This window comes from Saccharothrix sp. ALI-22-I (genome assembly GCF_001984175.1).
Lineage (GTDB): Bacteria > Actinomycetota > Actinomycetes > Mycobacteriales > Pseudonocardiaceae > Actinosynnema.
Genome location: NZ_MTQP01000054.1, coordinates 145091 through 168318, shown reverse-complemented (window position 1 = coordinate 168318; position 23228 = coordinate 145091). Strand labels below are relative to the sequence as shown.

At 70.4% G+C, this 23228-nt stretch carries 16 protein-coding genes; 7 read left to right on the top strand and 9 right to left on the bottom strand.

Annotation, left to right across the window (positions count from 1 at the left end):
• Window positions 1-6: 6 nt before the first annotated feature.
• The gene (locus ALI22I_RS14190; RefSeq protein ID WP_077005951.1) at window positions 7-2811 is read right to left on the bottom strand and encodes a glycoside hydrolase family 2; all 2805 of its coding nucleotides are present in this window, start codon (window positions 2809-2811) and stop codon (window positions 7-9) included.
• A gap of 411 nt (window positions 2812-3222) precedes the next feature.
• Here ALI22I_RS14190 and ALI22I_RS14185 point away from each other — a divergent pair, with 411 nt between their 5' ends.
• The 5 genes from ALI22I_RS14185 to ALI22I_RS14165 all read left to right on the top strand — a co-directional run bounded on the left by ALI22I_RS14185 (window position 3223) and on the right by ALI22I_RS14165 (window position 11443).
• Window positions 3223-3954: a maleylpyruvate isomerase family mycothiol-dependent enzyme gene (locus ALI22I_RS14185; RefSeq protein ID WP_077005950.1), complete on the top strand. Its 732-nt coding sequence runs from the start codon at window positions 3223-3225 to the stop codon at window positions 3952-3954.
• 285 nt (window positions 3955-4239) lie between these two features.
• Entirely contained in the window at window positions 4240-7998 is a 3759-nt protein-coding gene (locus ALI22I_RS14180; protein WP_077005949.1) for a glycoside hydrolase family 2, read from the top strand.
• A 199-nt stretch (window positions 7999-8197) separates the two neighbouring features.
• Window positions 8198-8938: a hypothetical protein gene (locus ALI22I_RS14175; RefSeq protein WP_143532193.1), complete on the top strand. Its 741-nt coding sequence runs from the start codon at window positions 8198-8200 to the stop codon at window positions 8936-8938.
• 84 nt (window positions 8939-9022) lie between these two features.
• The gene (locus tag ALI22I_RS14170) at window positions 9023-9874 is read left to right on the top strand and encodes an alpha/beta fold hydrolase (RefSeq protein WP_077005979.1); all 852 of its coding nucleotides are present in this window, start codon (window positions 9023-9025) and stop codon (window positions 9872-9874) included.
• Window positions 9875-10018: 144 nt separating this feature from the next.
• Window positions 10019-11443: a tetratricopeptide repeat protein gene (locus ALI22I_RS14165; RefSeq protein ID WP_077005947.1), complete on the top strand. Its 1425-nt coding sequence runs from the start codon at window positions 10019-10021 to the stop codon at window positions 11441-11443.
• A gap of 13 nt (window positions 11444-11456) precedes the next feature.
• Here ALI22I_RS14165 and ALI22I_RS14160 read toward each other — a convergent pair whose 3' ends face one another.
• From ALI22I_RS14160 to ALI22I_RS14135, 6 genes are all read right to left on the bottom strand, one after another.
• Window positions 11457-12038 carry a DUF5655 domain-containing protein gene (locus ALI22I_RS14160; protein ID WP_077005946.1) on the bottom strand — a complete coding sequence of 194 codons (582 nt, stop codon included), beginning with the start codon at window positions 12036-12038 and terminating at the stop codon, window positions 11457-11459.
• Between the two features lie 72 nt (window positions 12039-12110).
• Complete coding sequence (locus ALI22I_RS14155; RefSeq protein WP_077005945.1) at window positions 12111-13175, bottom strand: cobalamin-independent methionine synthase II family protein; 1065 nt, start codon at window positions 13173-13175, stop codon at window positions 12111-12113.
• A 186-nt stretch (window positions 13176-13361) separates the two neighbouring features.
• On the bottom strand, window positions 13362-13997 hold the full coding sequence (locus ALI22I_RS14150) for an NUDIX domain-containing protein (RefSeq protein ID WP_077005978.1): 636 nt from the start codon (window positions 13995-13997) through the stop codon (window positions 13362-13364).
• A 19-nt stretch (window positions 13998-14016) separates the two neighbouring features.
• The gene (locus ALI22I_RS14145) at window positions 14017-15270 is read right to left on the bottom strand and encodes an adenylosuccinate synthetase (protein ID WP_077005944.1); all 1254 of its coding nucleotides are present in this window, start codon (window positions 15268-15270) and stop codon (window positions 14017-14019) included.
• A complete protein-coding gene (locus ALI22I_RS14140) occupies window positions 15270-16250 on the bottom strand; it encodes a hypothetical protein (RefSeq protein ID WP_077005943.1) in 981 nt (326 codons plus the stop codon). The genes ALI22I_RS14145 and ALI22I_RS14140 overlap by 1 nt, the downstream gene beginning before the upstream one ends.
• A 2-nt stretch (window positions 16251-16252) precedes the next feature.
• The gene (locus tag ALI22I_RS14135; protein WP_077005942.1) at window positions 16253-17251 is read right to left on the bottom strand and encodes a protein kinase family protein; all 999 of its coding nucleotides are present in this window, start codon (window positions 17249-17251) and stop codon (window positions 16253-16255) included.
• Between the two features lie 185 nt (window positions 17252-17436).
• Between ALI22I_RS14135 and ALI22I_RS14130 the strand changes: the two genes are divergently transcribed.
• Window positions 17437-19083 (top strand): TlrC/CarA/OleB/SrmB family ABC-F type ribosomal protection protein, encoded by a 1647-nt coding sequence (locus ALI22I_RS14130; RefSeq protein ID WP_202970961.1) that lies wholly within the window; start codon window positions 17437-17439, stop codon window positions 19081-19083.
• Here ALI22I_RS14130 and ALI22I_RS14125 read toward each other — a convergent pair whose 3' ends face one another.
• Window positions 19084-20301 carry an MFS transporter gene (locus tag ALI22I_RS14125; RefSeq protein WP_077005940.1) on the bottom strand — a complete coding sequence of 406 codons (1218 nt, stop codon included), beginning with the start codon at window positions 20299-20301 and terminating at the stop codon, window positions 19084-19086.
• A gap of 187 nt (window positions 20302-20488) precedes the next feature.
• Here ALI22I_RS14125 and ALI22I_RS14120 point away from each other — a divergent pair, with 187 nt between their 5' ends.
• On the top strand, window positions 20489-20869 hold the full coding sequence (locus ALI22I_RS14120) for a GNAT family N-acetyltransferase (RefSeq protein WP_077005939.1): 381 nt from the start codon (window positions 20489-20491) through the stop codon (window positions 20867-20869).
• Window positions 20870-20876: 7 nt separating this feature from the next.
• On the opposite strand, the gene ALI22I_RS14115 is transcribed toward ALI22I_RS14120, so the two are convergent.
• Complete coding sequence (locus tag ALI22I_RS14115) at window positions 20877-23210, bottom strand: ATP-binding protein (RefSeq protein WP_077005938.1); 2334 nt, start codon at window positions 23208-23210, stop codon at window positions 20877-20879.
• Window positions 23211-23228: the final 18 nt, after the last annotated feature.

The following is a 23228-nucleotide window of genomic DNA, read 5'->3' as shown; positions in this document are numbered from 1 at the left end:
GGGCATTCATCCGCTGAACCGGAAGTGCACAGTGCGGCCGTACTCGCCGGTGGCCACGTTCTTCCGGCCCTCCGGTCCCAACGTCTCGGCGGCGTGGAACTTGTTGCCCATGGCCGGAATCCCGTCCAGCAGCGAGATGCCGCCCGTCGGGAACGGGGCCGTGGCGAATCGCGGGTCCTCGCCGACGTCCGGGGTGAACAGGCGCAGGAAGAGGTTCTCCTGTTCTGAGACCAGGGTGATCGTGCCCTCGGTCGTGCGCAGCGCCGCCCAGTAGGTGTTGGCGTGGTAGCCCTTGAACTCGGGGTACTCCCAGCCGGTCGCACCGGTGGCGGTGGTGTTGCGCTCCTTGGACCACACGCCGTGCCGCACGCCCCGCAGCCGGTTCTTCCAGACCCGGTACGGCCCGTCGCCCAGCCAGGTCAGGCCGAGCGCCTTGTCCTCCGGGTAGTCCAGGCTGACGCCGAGGAAGTCGTGTTCACCCGTGCGGTGGTAGCGGTAGTCGAGGCGCAGCCACCCGTTCGGGTCCAGACGCCACCGGACCGAGTCGAGATCGCCGCTGTACGTGGCCTGCACGACGTGCGACCGGCCGTCACGGGCGTGGGTGAGGCCGGTCAACCGGGCCTCGCCCGCAGCCGGAGCCGGACCGTTGGTGAGCGACATGGCGGTCCCATGCACAGTGACGCGGGCCAGCCTGCCGGTGGTCTTGTCGATGGTGATCGCGGTGCCGCGCGCGGACATGGTCACGCTGCCCGCGTCCTCCGCGACCTGGACGGCGCCGGACGTGGGCGTCACCAGGCGTTTGGCGAAGTCGGCCGCCTTCTTGATCCGCCAGACCCAGGTCCAGAGCGCCTTGCCGTCGGGGTCGTTCGCGGTGACCCGCAGCGCGTCGGCGTTGCGCCAGCCGCTCGGCAGTCCGAGCGCGACCTTGCCCGTGCCGCCGGGCGCGAGGTCCGGACCGGCCACGTCACCGTGCTTGATCACCGTCGGATCGGTGCTCGTGGCGCCGGGGGAGGGGTGCTTGACCAGTTGCCACGTGAAGCGGCAGCCGCGCAGGTTGGTGAAGTCGTACCGGTTGACCACGCCGACCGTGCCGTCGAAGTCCGTCGGGAACGCGGTGGCGTAGTAGTCGGGGTCGGCCAGCTGGACCGGTGACCAGATGTCCCGGATCGTGTAGAAGCTGGCTTCCTTCTCCCGGAACGGGCCGAGGACGCCGTCCGGCGCGTTGTTGCCGGTGGTGTCGATGGCGCCGCCCCGGTCGTCCCGGACGAGCCCTTCGTCCACGAACGCCCAGATGAACCCGCCCGCCCGACGCGGTCCGGAGCCCATCAGGTTCCAGTAGTCGTTCAGGCCCGCGCCCCCGCCGCCGTCGTAGAGGGCGTGCAGGAACTCGGTGGACATGAAGATGTTCGACGCTTCGAGGATGGCCCGAGTGCTGTCGTAGTTCTCGTAGTGGTCGGTGTTGATGCCGCCGAAGGTGTCCCACGGGTGGATCACCGGACGTCGTTGGACGTCGTAGCGGGCGTAGTCGTCGTCCAGGGCGGTGTTCCAGCCGCCTTCGTTGCCGTTGGCCCACATCAGGATCGACGGGTGGTTGACGTCGCGCGTCACCATCGACGCCAGCAGCGGCGCCCCGACGCCCTCATCGTACTTCTTCTGCCAGCCGCCCAGCTCGTCGATGACGTAGAGGCCGAGTTCGTCGCACAGGTCGAGGAAGAACGTGTCCGGCGGGTAATGGGACATCCGGACGGCGTTGTTGTTCATCTCCTTCATCAGGAGGATGTCCATCCGGGCCAGACGCGGGCTCGACGCTCGCCCGAGAGTGGGCCAGAACGTGTGTCGGTTCGTCCCTTTGAGGATCACCTTCACACCATTGACGTAGACACCGTCACCCGCGCGTACCTCGATCGTGCGAAAGCCGAACCGTTCGGTGACGGCGTGCAGCGGTGTGCCGGAGGCGTCGGTGAGCTGAACGTCCACCCGGTACAGGTGTGGCGTCTCCGCTGTCCACGTCCGCGGGGAGGCCACGGACGTGGACAGCGTCGCCACCGACGTGCCGGGCGCGACCGGTGATGAGAACGGGGCCCCCACATTGGTGCCGTCGAGACGCTTGAGCTGCCCGACCACCCGGCCTGCCGCCGTGACGCCGTCGAGGTGCACGTCCGCCCGGAACGAGCCGTCGGCCTCGGCATCGATCGCGATCCGGTCGATCCGGGCGGCGGGGAACGCCTGGATCGACACGGGTCGGTAGATGCCGCTGAAGTTCCAGTAGTCGCCCCGGCGCTCGGCGTTGTTGACCGAGTCGTCGGTGGAGTCCCGGCTGACGGTGACCTCCAGCAGGTTCTCCTGCCCCAGCCGCAGCAACGACGTGATGTCGTACCGGAAGCGGTAGAACCCGCCCTGGTGGATCGGACCGGCGAGGGTGCCGTTGACGCGCACCTCGGTGTCGGTCATCGAGCCTTCGAAGACCACGAAGACGCGCTTGCCGGTCCACGTCGCCGGTGCGGTGAAGCCGCGCCGGTACAGGCCCTTCTCCGCGGGCCGGAGGTTCCATCCCCACTGGTAGGTGCCGAAACCGTGGCACTCCCAGTTCGACGGCGTCGGAATCGTGCTCCACACGCCGCTGTTGCGCCCTTCGGTGACCTGGAAGTCCCAGTCCACCGTGTGGTCCGCGTCGGTGCCGGTCAGCACCACCACTTCGGTGCCGGGACCCGCCGGCGCCGCGTTCGCCGCCGTGACGCCGATCGTCGACAACCCGGCCACCCCCAATCCTGCCGCGCCCAACTCCAGGAAGTTGCGCCGGTTGAGCTCCAAGTGGACCTCCTAGCCGGTGGGCGGCTCGGTGGTGAGGCCTCCGCACGCCCGGGTCATCCGATGTCTGGGCTGCGCCCTTATTGGAACGTAACGCAGTGGTCAAGAGAACAGGTTGGTGTGACACGACTTCACGTCTCAGATGGATGGCGGTGTGAACGGCGGAACGCCTGTCATCCGATGTCCGGGTTCGATTCTCGGTCGAGCATCCTCCGAGAAGACTTCCCCCAGTCCGCGGGAACGATGGTCGGTGCCGGTCACGCCGTGACCCGCACGAGGCGATGGCCATCGTCGAAAGCGAGAAGCGATGACCACCACATCGCCAGTCGCCAAGAGGCCGCCCACCCCGCCGCGTCGCCGAAGTCCGCACGCGGCGAGAAGTCCGAGGTGGCCGGCGGTGCCTAGCGTGGGCGGATGAAGGTCCACGACATGATCGTCGGCGAACGGCTGCGGATGGCGGACCTCCTCGACGGCTTGGACGCGCGGCAACTGGCCACACCCAGCCTGTCCGAGGGGTGGACCGTGCACGACGTCGGCGCCCACCTGATCACCTACCTCAGGTTCGGCCGGTTGAAGCTGTACTGGGGCATCGGCACCATGGCGGCCGACTTCGACCGGTTGAACCGGGTGCTGACCGCACACGCCGCCCGGATGCCCACTTCGGACGTCACCGACCGGATGCGGCGGTGGGCGAAGTCGAAGGTCAGCATCCCGCGGTCCGGCTACGACCCGGTGTTGGCCGACATCCTGCTGCACGACTACGACGTGCGCGTGCCGCTCGGGATCGAGCGGGCCATGCCGGAGGACCGGCTGTGGGTCGCGTTCCAGCACCTCGCCGCCAAGCCGTCACCCGGCTACGCGATGGGTGGGCGGCTGGCGAACCTGCGGCTGGAGGCGGTCGACACGGGCTGGTCGCACGGCACCGGACCGGTGGTGCGCGGCGCCGCCGAGCCGCTGGTGTTGGCGATGAGCGGTCGAGCCGCGGGGTTCGCCGAGTTGGACGGCGACGGCCTGTCCGTGCTGCGGCAACGTGTCGCCGCACCGCCGCCGCGCGGCCCGGCGCAACGCCTCAAGACGGTGATCAACGTGCTGGTGGACCCGCCGCCGCCGGACCGCCGGTCGCGGTCGGCCGCCGGCGGTTCGTGAACCACCCGCCCTGTCGCCGAGCTCCGATCGCCGGAATTGACAGCACGGCGATCGGGCTCGTAAGTTGACGGAAAGCGCTTTCCCGATTCAACAAAATTAAACATCGCGCGCCCGTTCGACGCTTCCGGTCGACGGGCGCTTCGCGGTGTCCGTCGTGGCATGTTCTGCCTGCTCATCGTCTGCTTGGCGACGATCTGTGACCGGTCCGGAAACCCGAATGCACCTTGACGGGCCGCTGACTTCTGATCAATCTTGTGTGGTTCTGGTTGAACATGGAGGTTCAGCATGCCGCCCCTGCGCGCTCTAGCGACGGTGTTGTTCGTTCTGAGTGCTTCGGTCGTCAGTGTCGGTACCGGCGCGGCTTCGGCCGCCGCACCACCAGGCGATCTCTACTCCTACCTCGAAGATCCGGGCAAAGTCGCCGAAGGCCAAGAGCCGGCGCACGCCTACCTCCGCCCGTACGCCGACGTCGACTCGGCGGTCCGCCGCGACGAGCGCTCCCCGTACACGCAGTCGTTGGACGGCAAGTGGCGGATCGCGATGGCCAAGCGGCCGGAGGAGGTCCCCGCGGACTTCCACGCCGACGGCTACGACACGTCGTCGTGGCGTGAGGTCTCGGTGCCGCACACCTGGCAGACCGACGGCCTGGACCACCCGATCTTCCGCAACATCGCCACCGAGATCCAGCCGGACGACCCGCCCCGCGTGCCGCGCGACGTCAACCCGACCGGCGCCTACACGCGGGACTTCGACCTGCCCGCCGACTGGACGAAGCGCAGCACGTTCCTCCGCTTCGAAGGCGTCACCTCCGGCTACTTCGTCTGGGTCAACGGTGAGTACATCGGCTACGACCAGGGCGGCTACACCCCGGCCGAGTTCGACATCTCGGCGGCCCTGCGGCCCGGCAGGAACCGCGTCGCCGTGCAGGTGCACCGCTGGAGCGCGGGCGCGTACCTGGAGGACGTCGACCAGTACCGGTACTCGGGCATCTTCCGCTCGGTCCGCCTGCACTCGACGCCCGCGACCTACGTCAGCGACGTGACGCTGCGGACCGACCTCGACGCCACCTACACCGACGCGACGCTCTCCGCCGCCGTCGAGGTGGGCCACAAGAGCGGCGGCACGACCGGCACGCACCGCGTCACCGCCAGCCTGCGCAACGCGCGCGGCACGCAGATCGGGACGGTCACCCAGGACGTCGAGGTGACCGACCAGGGCGGCCAGGTCCAGCTGACCCTGCCGGTGCGCAACCCGGCGAAGTGGACCGACGAGACCCCGAACCTGCACACGGTCGTGTTCACCCTGACCGGACCCGACGGCCGCACCACCCACATCACCAGCGAGACCACCGGTTTCCGCGAGATCGAGATCCGCGACAAGCAGCTGCTGATCAACGGCAAGCGCACCCTGTTCAAGGGCGTCAACCGCGCGGAGACCGACCCCGACCACGGCCGGCACGTGCCGCGGGAGGCGCAGGAACGCGACGTGGCGCTGATGGAGCAGCTCAACGTCAACGCCGTACGCACCTCGCACTACCCGTCCGACCCGTACTTCTACGAGCTGGCCGACCGGCACGGCCTGTGGATCGCCGACGAGGTCGACATCGAGACCCACAACCACGAGAACTGCAACAACTGGTGCCAGGCCAACCAGCCGGAGTGGAAGCCCGCGTTCATGGACCGCCTCATCGGCATGGTCGAGCGGGACAAGAACCACCCGAGCGTGTTCATGTGGGACACCGGCAACGAGGCCGGCCTCGGCGCGCACCACTACGCGATGGCGGACTGGCTGGTCGCGAACGAGCCGACCCGGCCGAAGTACCACCAGTCCAACAACCCCGACGGCGACGCGCCGTTCGCCGACGTGTGGGGCCCGCGGTACCCGTCGCCGGAGAAGTTCGAGCAGCAGGCGAAGAACACCACGAAACCGTTGATCTTCGGCGAGTACGCGCACGCGATGGGCAACAGCCTGGGCAACTTCCGCGAGTTCTGGGACACCATCCGGGCGAACCCGGCCACCCAGGGCGGTTTCATCTGGGACTGGGCCGAGGCGAGCATCCGGCAGAAGGTGCGCATCCTGCCCGACTCGTCCGGCAACAACATCTCCGCGCACCTGTCGGGCGCGCCGGAGCTGGTCGACGGCCACCGAGGCAAGGCGCTGTTCATGTCCGGCCTGGACGACTTCGTCGAGGTCTACCGGGATCGGAAGCTCGACATCACCGGCAAGACGTTGACGCTGGACGCGTGGGTCAAGCCCGCGAAGTGGAGCGGTGACTTCCGCATCGTCGGCAAGGGCGACCACCAGTACGCGATGAAGATGAAGACCGAGACGCAGCTGGAGTTCTTCATCCACAGCGGCACCTGGCAAGCGGTGCAGGCCACCGTGCCCAGCGATTTCTACGGCAACTGGCACCGGGTCAGCGGCACCTACGACGGCACCGCGCTGCGGCTCTACATCGACGGCCGCGAGGTCGCGAGCAAGCCGTTCACCGGCGCGATCGACTCGTCCTCGGCCGAGGTGAACATCGGGCGCGACTTCGAGACGTCGTGGAGCGACCCGAGCCGGGTCGGCCGGATGGCGCACGGCGCGGTGGACGATGTCCGCATCTACGACCGCACCCTCACCCCGGCCGAGCTGAACGCGGCCGAGCCGGTGGGCGGCGCGGTGCTGGCGCTGGACTTCGACCGCGTCGAGGAACGAGGCACGCACCTGTCCTACGGCTCCAGCCTGTCCGGCTTGGACGGTCTGATCAGCCCCGACCGCGACGCCCAGCCGGAGACCGCCCAGATGGCTTGGGCGCACCAGCCGCTGCGGTTCACCTACGCCGATGGCGTGCTGTCGGTGCTCAACGAACGGCAGTTCAGCGGCACCGACGGGCTCAGGCTGCGGTGGAAGATCACCGAAGGCTCTCGGGTCGTGACGCGTGGGGAGCAGCCGTTGCGGGTGGCGGCGAACTCGACCGGCACGATCCCGGTGCCGGTGCCCGCGAACCCGGCCGACCGCGAGCGGTTCCTCACCGTCGAGGCGGTCACCACGTGGGGTCAGCCGATGCTGCCCGCGTGGCACGTGCTGGCGCACGACCAGTTCTCCCTGGGCGGCACGAAGGTGCCCGGTCTGGACCGGGCTCCCAAGGGCGGCAGCGCCGCCATCTCATCGGACACCGATGCCGCCGTCACCGCGGAGGCCGAGGGCGTCAGCTACACGGTGGACAAGAAGACCGGCACGCTGTCGTCGGTCAAGGTCCGCGACCGGGAGTTGCTGAGCAGCGGGCCGAAGCTCGACGCGTGGCGTGCGCCGATCAGCAACGAGACCTTCAAGTGGGGCCGCGCGGAAGGTGAGGACTGGCGTCGCGTCGGGTTGGACCGGCTCGCCACCACCGTCACCGACGTCCGCGTCGAACCGGCCGACGCCGGCGTGCGCGTCGTCGTGGACAGCCGGGTGGCCGCGCCGGACGTCACGACCGCGTGGTTCGACCAGACGATGACCTACACGGTCGAACGCGGCGGCGTGCTGCGGCTCGGGCACAAGGTCACCCCGCAGGGCGCCATGCGGACGTTGCCGTACCTGCCGCGCATCGGCGTCTCGCTGGCCCTGCCGGACAGCTACGACCGGTTCGCCTGGTACGGCCGCGAGGCGGAGAGCTACGTGGACCGCAAGGACGGCACGCCGATCGGCGTCCACTCGTCCACAGTGGACGAGCAGTACGTGGACTACTACCGGCCGCAGGACTACGGCAACCACACCGACAGCCGGTGGGCACTGCTCACCGACGGCCGCACCGGTGGCCTGCTGGTGGCGGGTGCGAAGGACGTCAGCGTGACGCCGTACGACGACCTCGACCGGGCCGCGTACCCGTTCCAACTCCAGCGCAACAACGGCTGGATCACCCTGCACGCCAGCCACGCCGTCACCGGTGTCGGCGACACCCCCAACCCGGTGCGGCAACGCAGCCAGGTCCGACCGGACACCACCTACGAGTACACGCTGTCCCTGCGCCCGTTGACCGCCCAGGAAGCCCGCTCGGGCATGCCCGCGGGCGGATGATCCCCGGCTGACACGGCAGAGGCCGGGTTCGCGGGACTTCACCGTCCCGCCGACCCGGCCTTTGTCCGTCATGTGCCGCCGCGTGCTCCGCGGGTCCCGCTACCAAGATCGTTTGATCGCGAGCCGACAACCGCCGCAACCGTTACTGTGTGTGCCTGAATGGGTGGACACCGGTGACGGTGTCGGGAGGTGGTCCGCGGTGCGGTTGCCGTTCGGCGTGCACTCGACCGTGCGTGCGGAATTCGAAAACCGCTGGTCGCGGGTGCGGCGGTTGATACTGCTCGGCTTTCTCGGGCCACCGCCGGTGAGCCTGGCCGTCGCCCTCGTCGCCCTCGTCACCGGGTGGTCGGGCGTGGTCGTGCTCGGGTTGATCATCCTGGTGATCGGCGTCGCGGTGCCGGTGTGGTTCGTGTTCCGCCGGGTCTACCTGCACCGGACCGGGTGGTGGATCGGGCTGGTCGCCTACAGCGGGACGGCGCAGGCCCTCGGCATCTGGTTGCTCACCCTGAACCCCCTGTTCGTGCTGCCCACGGTGGCCGCCGCCGCGGGCGCGGTGCGGCTCGTGGTCAAGGCGAAGGGCGTGCTGCTGGACGTGGCCGGCGGTGCGATCGCCGGCACGACGCTGGGTGTGCGGAGTGCGTCGCGGCAGGTGCGCAGCGCCGCCGGACATCTGCTGCTCGCCCACGCGAGCTTCGATGGTGACCTGCTGCGCTGGCACGTGAGCACCGGACCGTCCAACCCGGACAGCTTCGGCGGTGAGGTGCCGCTGCGGGAGATCACCGGAGTGTGGGTGGCCGAAACGCGTGGTGCGCCCGGAGGGCAGGTGGTCGTGGTCCGCACGGCCGAACGTGACGTCGAACTGGTCGTCGGCCACCCGCACGACTTCGCCACCATCCTGGACCGGCGGTTGCGGCTGCTCAGCCAGTCGGGCTGGACGTAGTCGCCCGGCTGGCCGTAGCCGCGTGACGTCCGCCCTTGTTACTCGTTGGTCAAGTACACGTCCGACGACGGAAGGGACAGCGGCATGGCGACCGATCGGTTGCGGCTGGAGGACGGCACGGAGCTGAACGTGGTGCGCAGCGGCCCGCCCGACGCCGAGTTGACCGTGGTGCTCGCCCACGGCTACGCGCTGGACCACCGCAGCTGGCACCGGGTGGTGGCGGCGCTGCCGGCGTCCGTGCAGGTGATCGCCTACGACCACCGCGGGCACGGCACGTCCTCGCCGGCGGACAAGCGGACCGCGTCGATCGAGCAGTTGGGCGACGACCTGGGCGAGTTGATCGAACGGCTGGTGCCCGAGGGGCGGGTGGTCGTCGCCGGTCACTCGATGGGCGGTATGGCCGCGATGGCGATGGCCGAACGCCGGCCCCGGCTGTACCGGCAGCGGGTGGCGGGCGTGGTGTTCGTCTCGACCGCCGCGACCGGGCTGGCGGAGACGTCGCTGGCCTGGCCCAAGGCGTTGGGCAAGCTGGTCCGCGAGTTGGAACGGGCGTTCGGGCCGCTGGTGCGGGCGGTGCGGGAGAAGATCGAGCCGACCAAGACGGCCGGGTTGCGCTGGTGGCTGTTCGGCGACGAGCCGCGCAAGGAGGACGTGGACCTGACCGCGGACATGGTGTGGTCGCACTGGCCGGACACGGTCGCGCTGTTCCGGCCGGCGGTGGACCGTTACGACCGGGAGGCCGCGCTCACCGTCGCGGGCGAACGGCCGGTGATAGCGGTCGTGGGCGACGAGGACCGGCTGGTGCCCGAGTCCAACGCCAAGGCGCTGGCCTCGGCGGTCGGCGGCGAGTCGGTGGTGGTGGAGGACGCCGGCCACATGCTGCCATTGGAGGCCCCGGCCGAGGTCGCGGCCCGCATCATGGAGTTGGCCGCCTAGCCCGTTGACCGGATTGGCCGGCCTGCTGCTCGTATTCGGCCGGCGGCCTTTCCGGTTCCGCGGATGTGATCGTCCGCGGACCTGTCCCGTCGTCGGCGACACAGGGGTGACGGCCTCCGACCGTCCCGCGACGAAGGGACCACGATGGACCACCTGACGCACGACGTGGCGGAACCCGTTCACGTGGCCCGGTCCCACGATCCGCTGGCCGTCGCCCTCGCCAACGCCTCCCTGCTCGGCGTCGGCTACCTGATGCTGCGACGACGTGCGCTCGCCGTCGTCACGGGGCTGGTCACCGTCGTGCTGGTGATCCTCCTCGCGTCGGTCACCCGGTCGGTGTGGTTCGAGATCGTCGTGGTCCTCTGGTGGGCAGCGCTCATCGTGCACGGGTGGTTCCTTGCGGGTGGGCGCACTCGGCGGGTCGCGGTGCGCGGGCAGCGGCTGGTCGCGCTCGGCGTCACGGTTCCGGTGCTGCTGGCCGTGGCGCTCCTGCGGTTCGACGCCGCCGGCATCGAGGGGACCGTCACCGAAGCGCGCGGCAGCGGCGATTGCGGGCAGGCGTCGACCGCCCTGGACCGGGTGTGGCTCGGCCACCGCGTGGTCGACGCCCCGCTGACGGCCCGCGGCGAGAAGACCGTCCAGGCGTGCCAACGGTTATCGGTGGCCAGGTTCGAACTCACCGCTGGGTTGACCGGTGACACCGATGCGCTGTCCGGCGGCTTCGACGGTCTCGGCTCGGTCCTCGCGGAGCTGCCCGGCCACGAGAAGATGGTCGACGTCGTGCTGGACGGGTTCCTCTCCGGCCTGCCCGTCAAGGACCCCTGCCGCACCGCCGAGGTCACCGACTGGCTCCGCCAACGGCCGGCGACGGACAACGCACTGGACCGGTCCGCTGACGTCGCTGCCCGGACCGCGCCCGCCGCGCTGGTCGGCTGCGGCGACGCCCACATGGCCGCCGAGGAGTGGGAGCAGGCACGGACGCGTTATCAGCAGCTGCTCGACCAGTACCCCGGACAGGAACTCACCGCCAAGGCACAGGAAGGGGTCCGGCAGGCCACGCTGGCGATCGAGCTGGCGAACGTCCGCGGCCTCCTCCAGGGCTCGCCCACCACGCAACCGGCGTACTGCGCCAATCCGGCGCAGTACAGCGGCGCCGCGCCCTACGGGCCGGGAACCAACCGCGCCCTGCTCTACGGCAACTACCACTACGCGAGCAAGCTCCCCGCCGAGTGGCGGGCCTCTGACGCCGCCGAAGCCGTGCTGGTGGTCTGCGCGGGCGAGGCGGAGATGGGCACGCCCGTCCAGACCTGCCCCTACGAGAACAAGATCTTCCCCGAGTTCCCCCAGGACGTGACGTTCCGCAAGATCGCGATCCCGGTGAAGGTCTTCGAACTGCGGACCGGGCAGCCGGTGGCCGACACCAAGATCGAGATCGGCGGCGCGAGCTGCCCGGAGGTCCTCTCCTACACCTACTACGGCCCCACCGACCTCGGCCCGCCGGGGGAGGTCCACGTCACCGCGTCCGACGACGACGTGCGCGCCGCGTTCGGCTCGCTGATCAACCGGTGACCGGACGGCCCGGTCAGATGTTGGCCTGGTAGCACTCCTCGAACAGCCGGAGGAATTCGTCGTCCACTTCCTCCGGTGACTCCAGGGCGATCCGCACGGTGCCCTTGTCGAGGCTCTTCGCCGGCAGCAGCCGACCGCCCGGTTCGCGGCCCGGCAGGTTCAGACCGACGTCCACCCGGTTCTTCGTCGTCGCCTTGACGATGGCGAAGGTGCGTTTCGGCGAGACGAGCGAGATGTAGGTCTTGCGGGCCTGCACCACGACATCGCCGAGCGAGTACGCCGCGTCCAGCACGGCGTCGCAGATGGGGCGCAGGTGTTGCCGATCGGCGTACTGGGCGTTGATCAGCTCGGTGGGCTCGGTGAGCATGAAGTCCGGGTAGCCGTGGCGTTCCCACACCAGGAGGTCCTGCGCGTACCCGCCGACGCCCTGCTCGGTCAACCACTTGCGCAACGCGGGCTCACCGGACGGGTTCGCCTCGCGCACCCGCTGGTTCCACTCCGCCACCGTCGCGCCGGTCTTCGACTCCAGCCGCTCGGCCGCCTTGTCCATCATGGCTTTCCAGCCGCGGATCTCCCGCTTACCGCGTTCCGCCATGGGTTCACCTCCCGTGCCCGGCGATAACGGTAACGGCGCCGGGCACGGGCGGCATGTCAGCGTGTGAGCACGTCAACCAGCCAGCACGTCTTCGGCCATGCGGGTGCCGGCCACGCGTGCGGCGATCTTGCGGAACGCGGTGTCCCGCGAGGTCGACGTGTCGTCGGAGAAGGGGGAGAAGCCGCAGTCGTCGCACGTGCCCAGCTGATCGACGGGCAGGTGCTCGGCCGCCTCCAGCACCCGGTCGCGGACCTGCTCGGGCGTCTCCACCTCGGGGTTGATCGGGTCGATCACCCCGATGAACACCCGCTGGTCCGACTTGAGGTGCCGGGCGATGATCTCCAGGGTGCGGGGCCGGTCGGCCTCACTGGCCAGCTGGACGTAGAAGTTGCCCGCCGCCAGCTGGAACAGCTCCGGCAGCAGCTCGGCGTAGTCCACGTCCAGGCTGTGCGTGGAGTCGAAGTCGCCGCCGGGGCAGGAGTGCACTCCGATCCGCTTCCGCTCCTCGTCGGAGAACCTGCCCAGCACCTCGTTGTTGAGGGCGATGAAATCGCGCAGCACACCCTTGGACGGGTCGAGCTTGAGCGACAGCCTGCCCTCGGTGAAGTCGAGCTGCACCGAGTGCGCGCCCGCGTCGAGGCTGCGCCTGATGTCGCGCTCGCTCTCGTCGGCCAGGTCGGTGAGGAACCGCTCGCGCGGGTAGCCGTCCAGCCCGCTCGCCGGGTAGAGCAGGCTCAGCGCCGACGGTGCGATCACCGCCTGCTTGACCGGCAGGTCGGTGTGCTGTCGCGCCCGCAGCAGGAAGCTGTCGGCGTAGACGCCGTACGTGAACGGGCCGTCGGCGAGGCTGGGTAACTGGCGGGTGTGCCCGTCCTCGAACGGGATGGTGACGCCGCCGGCGGCGAGGCGGTCCGACCCGGCGATCGGGTAGGTGACGAAGCTGGGCTTGGCCTGCTCGCCGTCGGTGATCACCGGTGAGTCGGTCAGCGCGAAGCACTCGATGGTGTCCGCGATCGCGTCGTCGGTCAGCGCGTCGAGCGCCTCCTGGTCGATCCTGCCCGCCGCGTGCTCGGCCAGACCGTGCACCAGGGCCGGTGGGCGGGGGATGCTGCCGATCGGCTCAGTCGGAATAGTCATTTGATCGACGCTAACAGCGGCCGTTTCCCGGGCAATGCCTGAAAAGGGCCATCACCCGAATGGTCCGGAAGTGGAGTTCGGTCGGCCTTCGGGGGTGTGGCCCGACACCAATCCCGCCGGTCCGCGCCTGAGACCTATGGTCAACACCCTTGATGACTTCAGTGTTAACAGAAATTAATCATCCGGTCAGGCCGTCCAGCGCCAGACGGACGGGGGACGGCCGCCCTTGGGGAGGGCAGCGGCATGGTGGGTGGTGCGTTCGAGGCCGGGGACGCGTTCCATGGTGCGGCCGAGGTTGGCCGGGTAGGGGCGGTCGCCGGTGAGGGATTCGGTGACGTCCAAGGCCTGGGCGGTGGTGAACTCGCGGCCGAGGAGGCCGGCGGTGAAGGTGGCGTCCCGCCACAGGTGGCCGGCCAGGACGGGGCGGCAGTCGTCCACGATGCGGTTGTGGTCGAACGCGAGCGGGGGGACTTGCGCCAGTGGGGTCCAGGTGGCGCCGCCGTCGGTCAGGCGGGTGGGGTCGATGGTGGCCCAGAGGGCGATGGAGAGGGTCGGGCCGCGGGGGTCTCGGGACGGTTCGTCGAACGTGCTGAGCTGGCCGGTGGCGGTGATCGCGGCCGCGGGGACGCCGAGTTTGGCGGTGACGGCCCGGTGCGCGGCGTCACGGAGGCGTTCGCCTTTGCCCAGCAGCACGCCGGGCAGCGCGAGTTCACCCGCGAACGGTTCCAGGGCGCGGGGCGCGATGCCGAGGAGCACGGCGCGTGTGGCCGGGTCGAAGCGCAGGGCCAGCACGTCCACCGACACCAGGGTCGACTCGATCATGGCCTGATTCTCCCGCACCTCATCGGTGGACCTGTGTCCGGACGGTGTAGTCCGCCCGGTCGGGGCCCGCGCCGGTGACGAGGACGGGCACGTTCAGGTGGTTCTCCAGCCATGTGACCGGGTCGGGCATGTCGGTCAGGACTGGTGTGCGGTGGGTGAGGAATTCGGTCAGGCCGGTCGTGGGCAGGGGAGCGTCGTAGGAGGTGGCCACTTTGAGGTCGTGTGCGTCCAGGTGTGTCACCGCGAGGGCGTCCACACCGCCGCACGCCGTCACCGCGTAGCGCAGCAGCACGGCGTCGAGGTGACCGGCCCGCCACGCCCCCTGGTAGTGGCCGGTGTCGTTGTGGCGTTCGGGGAACCGCGCGAGTACCGCGTGGTCCTCGGTGGGGAGTGGTCCGGCGCCGTGGCGGGTTTGGTAGGTCCTGGTCACGCCGATCACGGTGGCGGGGTGGTGTCCGAGCAGGTTGCGGGCGTTGTGCGGGGTGACGGTGGACCAGGTGGTGTGTGGGTGGAAGCCGTGCGACTGGTCCAGCAGCACGCCTTGGGCGCCTTCGAACACCAGGCGTCCGTGATCGGCGAGGCGGTCGATCTCGTCGCCGGAGGTGATGCGGACCGCGCCGGCGAAGTCCCGGTACAGCGACACCAGGTCGTCCACTGACGTGCCGGTGCCGGTCAGCGGTTCGTAGAAGCGGGCCAGGGTGTCGAGTTTGGCGCGCAGTACGGCCGGGTGGGCGCAGTCGCCGACTGTCGGTGCGGCGCCCGGGATGCCGAGGACGTGTTGGTTCTCGATCGTGTCACCCGGGCCTGCGCCGCGGGTCGCTAGCAGGGCGTACCAGGCGGTTTCGCCGATGCCTTTGCCGCAGGAGCCGTGCCGGCCGTGTCCGCGGGCGTCCTCGCGGGCACGGTTGGCGGCGACGTGGATCGGGGTGGTGAGCAGGGCGTCGGCGTCGATCGACATCAGCCGCAGTGGGTCGGGGACGCCCAGGGCCTCCAGTTCCCGTGACTCGCGGGCCAGTGCGATCGGTTCGACCAGCACGTGCCGGGAGAGGTGGGTCGGCACGCCCGCGAGCGTGCCGGACCCGAACTGGCTGAACGTGTGGTGCCGGTCGTCGACGACGACGTTGTGCGCGGCCTGGGCGCCGCCGTTGAACCGGACGACCGACGTGACGGGACCGTCGTGGCACAGCGCGTCGACCACTGCCCCCTTGCCTTCGTCGCCGAACCCCAGGCCGACGACGATGATGTGCCCGTCCACGCCGGTCTCCTCCCGCATCAGTTCAGCGTCACGTCGTCGGGGCCGTCGAGCAGTGGGGGAGTGGCGGACTTGGTGAGCGCCTTCGAGCCGACTTGGACGAGTGCTTTGCCGACTGCTTCGCGCTCCGCCACCGACCCGATCTCGGCCAGGTCCACCATCGCCTGGTCCAGGTCGACCACCTGTTCCTCCATCCCGATGGTGGCGGCGATCAGTTCGCACACCGCGCCGGGGTCGTCCAGTTTGAGGAAGCGCTGGCCGAGGATGTCACGCCAGTGGTCGGCGATCTGCGGGTCGTCGTAGTAGGACGACTGCTTGGGCAGCACGAAGTAGACGTGCCACTTGCGGCTCAGCTCCCGGTAGACCGACACCGGGTCGATGTCCTCCCGCACGTCGTCACCGATGATCCGGCGGATGTGCCGTGCCTCCAGTCGGGGCTTGTTGAGCTCGTCGCCGATCAGGAAGAGGTAGCCCTTGCGGCCGCGTTTCTGCCACGCGTCGGTGACCACGTGTCGGGCCACGAAGTAGGCGGCCAGTTCGTAGGACTCGCTCTTCTGCCCGCCGCCGTTGCCTTCGAGGAAGATGGTGCGCAGTTGTTCGTCCATCCGGTTGTCCGATTCGAACTGCCCGATCTGGAGCGGCACGCGGTCGCTGTCGGCGTCACCGATGCCGCCGAACATCAGCTGGGGGTCGGCGAGGTAGCCCTTGCGCTGCAAGAGGCCGTGCAGCTTGCCGAGCTTGCCCTGCATGATCTGCGGTACCTGGCCCATGGAGCCGGTGACGTCGAACAGCACCGCGATCGGCGTGGAGTCGGCGTGCTCGTCGGAGTCGCGGCACTCCCGTGCGGCCACACCCTTCGGGTCCAGCGACGGGTCCACCGTCCACTCGGACCGGGAGCGTGATCTCATCTTGTCGGTGTAGCCGAAGGCGTTGATGCCCTTGGCGGCGCGGAATGTCTTGGCCGCGGTGTAGGCGTCGTCGTCCCACTTGCCGTGTCCCATTGTCAGGCTCCTGTCGGTAGTGCGAACGGGCGGAAGGTCCGTTCGCCGTAGAGGTCGTCGAGCAGGTCGTCGTACTCGCTGAGCAGGTCGACGGCGTCGGGTCGTCGGTCCGGGGCGTCCTGGGTGCACCACCGGGCGAACCTGCGTTGTCGGGTTTCGTCGTGGGCCAGGAGGTCCAGCATCAGCGTGTGTGCCATGTGGACGTCCGTGGCTGTGGTGACCGGGTGTCCGTCGTGGACTTCGGGTGGGTAGGTGATGGCTTTGCTGGTGGCGAGGAGCCGTTCTCCGGCGGTGACCGCGAACGACCAGCCGGCCAGCACGATCCCGTGCTTCTGGGGGTGTACGAGCACGTTGTCCGCGACGATCGCGCCGTGCACCAGGCGGATCCGGTGGGCGCCCGCGATCGCCCGGAGCAGCCTGCGGTGCATCCAGGCGTAGTCGCGGCCGTCCAAGCCGTCGGGGAACGCCCGGCGCACGTCGGCCAGTGTCACGAACCCGTCGACCAGTGGTTCGAGGACGGTGAACGCGCGGTCGCCGCGGCTCACGTCGCCGGAGGTGTCGACCAGGTGCGGGTAGAAGGGGCGCAGCCATCGGTGTTGGGCGGTGAACCGGGTGAGGCGGCGCAGGGCGTCCCACTCGGCGTGCAGCAGCGGGTTGAGCGCCGGGTCGCGTGCCACCTTGACCACGCGCGGGCCGTCGGTGCGGTAGACGTTGGCGACGCTGCCGACCGCGTGTCGGTCGGTGAGCCGGTAGACGGCGCCGGCGGTGTGCAGTTCGACCGGTTCGGCGTGCTGCCACTCGTGGTGGAGCCGGGTCAGTTCCGCCGATGCCGCGTGCGCCCTGGTGTCGCCCGCGTCGACCCGGTCGGGGTGCAGGACGGCGGCCAATCGTCGGTACAGCTGCTGTGCCTCCTTCCGCCTGGCCGGGTCGAACGGGCCGAACAGGTCGGTCGCCGAGCCCGCCCGTTCGACCCGATCGAGGGCTTCGTCCCTGGTGAACATAGTTTGAGTCTATACGACTCAAACCCTCGGGCGGGGTGGAATACGAGTGTGTCGCCGATCACGTGTTGCGGAAGTCGATCAGTCGGCTATGCTGTGCGGCGATGTTGTACTTCCTGTGATCATCGGTCCCGCGATCGCGTAGAGCCCGGCTCCGCGAACGCGACTTCTCCGCACCCATCGCACCGATGACTCGGCGTTTGCCTCGCCGGGAACAGGAGTCTGCCTTGCGCACCGCGCAATTAGCCCTGCACAACGTCACCAAGAGCTACCACGGCCACGTCGTGCTCGACTCGGTCACGTTGACCGTCAAGCCCGGCGAGAAGGTCGGCGTGATCGGCGACAACGGTTCCGGCAAGTCCACCCTCCTCGCGGTGATCGCGGGCCGGGTGACGGCCGACAACGGCGAGGTCACTGTGGTCGCGCCCGGCGGGATCGGGTACCTGGCCCAGACGCTGGACCTGCCGCCGCACGCCACCGTGGCCGATGCCGTCGACCTCGCGTTGGCCGACCTGCGCGACTTGGAGGCCGGGATGCGGCGGGCCGAGGCCGAGCTGGCGGGTCCGGACGCCGATCCGGAGCACTACGCGTCGCTGGTCGAGCAGTACGAGGCAAGAGGAGGTTATGAAGCGGACACGAGGGTCGACGTAGCCCTGCACGGCTTGGGGCTGCCCGGCCTGGACCGCCGGCGGAAGTTGGGCACGTTGTCCGGTGGTGAGTTGTCCCGGCTGGCGCTGGCCGCCACGCTGGCGTCGTCACCCGAACTGCTGTTGCTCGACGAGCCCACCAACGACCTGGACGACCAGGCCGTGGCCTGGCTGGAACAGCACCTGGTGCGGCACAAGGGAACCGTCGTCGCGATCACCCACGACCGGGTGTTCCTGGAACGGGTGACCTCCACTATCGTGGAGGTCGGGGGCGGCCGCGTCGGACGGTTCGGCGACGGCTACGACGGCTACCTGGTGGCCAAGGCGGCGGAGCGGGCGCGTCGGCTGCGCGAGCACGAGGAGTGGCGGGCCGAGTTGGGTCGCCAGGAGCGGTTGCTGTCCTCGGCCGCGCAGCGGCTGGGCGAGATCCCCCGGAAGATGGACAAGGCGGCGTTCGGCGGCGGTCCGTTCCGCGCCAGGGGACGTGCCCACGGCGCGATGAGCCGCATCCGCAACGCCAAGGAACGCCTGGCACGGCTGACCGAGAACCCGGTGGCGCCGCCGCCCGCGCCGTTGCGGTTCTCCGCGCGGCTCGACGGTGGCGGCGGTGCGGGGCAGTGGGCGGCCGAGCTGTCGGACGTGCGGGTCGGTGACCGGCTGCGGTTGCCGCACCTGGCCGTGCGGTCGGGTGAATGGCTGCTGGTGACCGGGCCCAACGGCGCGGGCAAGACCACGCTGCTGCGGGTGCTCAGCGGTGAGCTGCGGCCGGACTCCGGGACGGTGGACGTGCCGGGGCGGGTCGGCCACCTGCGTCAGGAGGAGGTGGCGTGGCGTCCGGAGCTGACCGTGCTCCAGGCGTTCGCCGAGGGGCTGCCCGGTCACCCCGACGAGCACGCGGACCGGCTGCTGTCCCTGGGCCTGTTCGACCGCCGTGACCTGCGGACCAGGATCGGGGAGCTGTCCTACGGGCAACGACGGCGCACCGAGCTGGCCCGGCTGGTGACCAGGCCGGTGGACCTGCTGCTGCTCGACGAGCCGACCAACCACCTGTCGCCGGGTCTGGTGGAGGACCTGGACCGGGCGTTGGCCGACTACCCGGGCGCGCTGGTCGTGGTGACGCACGACCGGCGCACGCGGGCCGGGTTCAGCGGCACGCGCCTGCACCTGGAGCACGGCGAGATGGCGTGATCACGTCGCGGCGGCGGCCTGGCGGTGCAGCCGGGTCGCCGCCGCGAACGGTCGCCACGCCACCACGGTCACGCCCGCCACCACCACGACCCCCAGCCAGAACGGCGCGGTGATGCCGAACTGGCGGGCCAGCACGCCGCCGACCAGCGCGCCCAGCGCGGACCCGCCGGTGCTGAGCAGGAAGAAGGCGCTGCCGACCCGGCCGCGCAGCTCGTCGGGCACCTCGCGCTGCCGGACGGAGTGCGTGATCACGTTCCACACCACCGCGTGCACGCCGAACACCGCGAGCGTGACGCCCGCGACCCAGACGTTCGGGGCCAAGGCCAGCGCCACGTGGGTGCCGGCCTCGATCACCAGGCCGATCCGCAACAGGGCGGTCGGCCCGAACCGTTCGATCAGCCGGGTCGAGACGAGCGTGCCGAGGACACCGCCGACCGCCATGGTGCTGAGCAGCAGGCCGAACCACTTCGGGTCCAGGCCGAGCCGTTCAGTCGAGTAGAGCACCAGGATGGACATCGCACCGGTGAACGTGATGTTCATCAGGCACAGGCAGAGGGCCAGGGTCCGCAGCACCTCGTGCCGCCACAGCCACGTCAGCCCCGCGCCGATGTCCGCGCGCAGGGTGCGCTTCTCGGCGAGCGCCTGCTTCGGCACGCCGCGCAGCGTCGCGATCAGCAGTGCGGCGACGACGAAGCTGGCCGCGTCCAGGCCGAACGGCAGCGCGGCAGCGACCACGAACAGCGCCGCGCCGATGGGTGGCGCGGCGAGGCTGCCGCCGAGGATGTGCGTGCCCATCAGGCGTGAGTTCGCGCGCGGCAGGTGTTCCTTGGACACCACGGCCGGGAGCAGCGCCGACGCGGCGTTGTCGGCCACGGTCTCACCGACGCCGAGCAGGAACAGGCACGCGTAGACCACCGGCACGGACGCGTGGCCGGTCCAGACCGCGACGGCGAGCGCAGCGACGATCGCGCCACGGCCGAGGTTCGCCGCGACGGCCAGCTTGCGCCGGTCGAACCGGTCCACGATCACGCCGCTGAGCAGCGAGAACAGCAACCACGGCAGCTGCTGGGCGAACACCGCGCCCGCCACCAGGGCCGGGTCGTCGGTGAGCGAGGCCAGCAGCAGCGGACCGGCGGCCATCGCCATGCCGTCACCGACGTTGGACACCGCCGACGCGAGCCACAGCTTGGTGAAGTCCGGTCCGAGTGGAGGTGCCATCCGGCGGACGTTAGTGATCGTGCCCGCGTGAGGCACCGCATTTTGCCCTGGTTCAGTCCAGAGCGGCTCAGCTCCAAGCGATCGGTAGCGATCGGTTCAGCATGTGAGAGGCGCGGTACGCGCGTGGACAGGCGGTCGCCGCCGAACGCAAGATTCGACCGATCACGAACCACCTGGGGGACCGCACATGGCTTCGCCGTTGGACAACCCGACCTGGGCCTCGCTGACCGGCCCGCACGCCCGGTTCGCCGAACGCCACGGCCAGGCGGTGCGCTACCAGCTCGACGTGGCGCCGTTCCTGGCGGTGCCCGATCGGCCGGACGACGCGGTGTGCACCGACCCGGCGCACCGGGGACAGGGCCTGGCCACCCGGCTGGTGCGGGCCGTCGCGGCGGGAATCCGGGCCCGCGGCGAGATCCCGTTGATGCACGCCGCCGCGTCGAACACCTCCGCGATCCGGCTGTACGAGTCACTCGGTTTCCGGTTGCGCCGGCGGACCCGGTTCATCATGCTGCGCGTGCCCGCCGACGTGGACGCCGACCGGGCCTCGGCGGGCGCGCGTTCCTGATCGGCGGTCAGCCGGCGGGCAGGCCGTCGACGAAGCGGGTGACCAGCTCGGCCGCGATGTCGCGGGCCTTGACGTTGCGGCGCTGGGACAACGCGGTGATCTTCTTGAACGCGGTGTCGGCGTCGCAGCGGTGCAGGACCATGAGGATGCCGACCGCCTGGCTGGTGGTGCTGCGGCTGGACAGGGCCTCGCGCAGGGTGGTCGCCTCGCGTTCCCCTTCGGCCAGCAGGGCTTCGCGGAAGCTCGACAGTTCCAGGTGGACCCTGGTGCGGGCGATCAGCTCGGTCGGGTGGAACGGTTTGACCACGTAGTCGTCGGCCCCGTTGCGCAGCCCCTCGACCGCGGACTCGGTACCGGCCCTGGCGGTCAGCAGCACCACCGGCACGCGGGCCAGCGCCGGGTCGGACCGCAGGTCGGCGAGCAGCGCGAGACCGTCGCGGCCGGGCAGCATCACGTCGCTGAGCACCAGGTCGGGCCGGGACGTGCGGGCGTGCTTGAGCGCGGTCTCGGCGTCGCCGGCGGCGTCCACCTGCCAGCGCTGCGCGGTGAGCAGGCGGACCAGGTAGTCGCGCATGTCGGCGTTGTCCTCGACCAACAGGACCCGCCGGTCCACGGCGCCGGCCACCGGTTCGGCGGCGGCGGGCGGCGTCCACTGCCGGGTCTCGCCGAGGAAGCCCGCCCCGAGGTCCTCCAGGGGTATCCGGCGGACGGCTTCGGCGGCCTCCACGCGCGGGACCGTGACGGTGAACGTGCTGCCCCGGCCGGGTGTGCTGCGCACCGTCACCGTGCCGCCCAACGCCGCCGCCAGGTCCGAGACCAGCGACAACCCGATGCCCGCGCCCTCACGGCTGCGGCCGGTGACGCCGTCGACCTGGTGGAACCGCTGGAACACCCGGTCCTGCTCGGCTTCCGGGATGCCCACGCCGGTGTCGGCGACGGTGAGCACGCAACTGTCCTGCGTGGTCCGCACGGTCACCGCCACCGTGCCCTCGATGGTGAACTTGACCGCGTTGGACAGCAGGTTGAGCACGATCCGCGCCCACATCTCCTGGTCCAGCCACACCGTGTCGCCCGAGCCCGGCGTCTCGACCACCAACTCCAGGCCCAGCTCCTCGGCCGTGGCGCGGAACATGGCCGCGCAGTCCGCGGTCAGCGCCGCCACGTCGGTCGGCTCCGGCCGGACGTGCAGGTGGTCCGCCTCGGCTCTGGCCACGTCGAGCAGCGTGTCCACCAGGCGGCGCAGCCGTTGCGCGGCGCGGTGCGCCGCCGACACCGCCTCCCGCTGGTCGGCGGGCAACGCGTCGGCGTGGTCCTCCAGCAGCGTGCTCAGCGGCGCCAGCAGCAGCGTCAACGGGGTGCGGAACTCGTGGCTGATGTTCTGGAAGAACCGGGTCTTGGCCGCGTCCAACTCGGCCAACGCCCTGGCCCGCGTCCGGTGCGCCTCGTAGGCCACCGTGTCGTCCACCGCGGTCGCCACGCCCGCCGTCACCAGGTCCACGAACGACGCGTAGGACTGGTCGAACCTCCGGAACGGGCTCAGCCCCACCACCAGCGCGCCGTGCGTGCCCCGCGCCCCCGCGGTCAACGGCACCACCAGGGTCTCGTCCCGCCCGATCATCTCCGCCTGCCCGGTCCCGGCCACCCGGCCCACCACCTCCGCCGGCACCTCGGCGCCGGTGCCCGTGGACGCCACGAACGCCGGCTCGCCGTCACCGGTGCGCAGGTAGGCGGCCACCCGGGGCAGGTCGGCCGAACTGCCCGACAGCACCTTCACCGCCGCCCGGCAAGCGTCCGCCGCGGTATCGGCCTCGGCCACCGACAGCGTGCCGAGCTGGCGCAACGTTTCCAGTCGGCGTTCACCCAGCACCCGCGCCGTCACGTCGGTGGTGGCCACGAAGATCCCCGCCACCGAGCCGTCCTCGGCGTGCACCGGGCTGTAGGAGAACGTCCAGTACGTCTCCTCGCGGTAGCCGTGCCGGTGCAGGAACAGCAGCTGGTTCTCCGAGTACGTCGGCACGCCCTCGTCCAGCGCCTGGTGGGCCAGCGGTTCCAACTGGTCCCACACCTCGGCCCAGCACTCGGCGCCCGGCTCGCCGATCGCGCGCGGGTACTTGTCACCCAGTACGGGGGTGTAGGCGTGGTTGAAGATCTGCACCAGCCGCGGCCCCCACCACAGCAGCATCGGCACCCGCGACGGCATGACCGTGCGGATCGCGGCACGCAGTTCGACCGGCCAGGACCCCACCGGGCCCAGCGGGGTGGTGGACCAGTCGTGCGCGCGATGCGCCTCGCTCGTCGGGTCCTCACCCGGGAACAGTTGCCGCACCGACCACTCGACCACGTCCGAACGCCTCCCCGC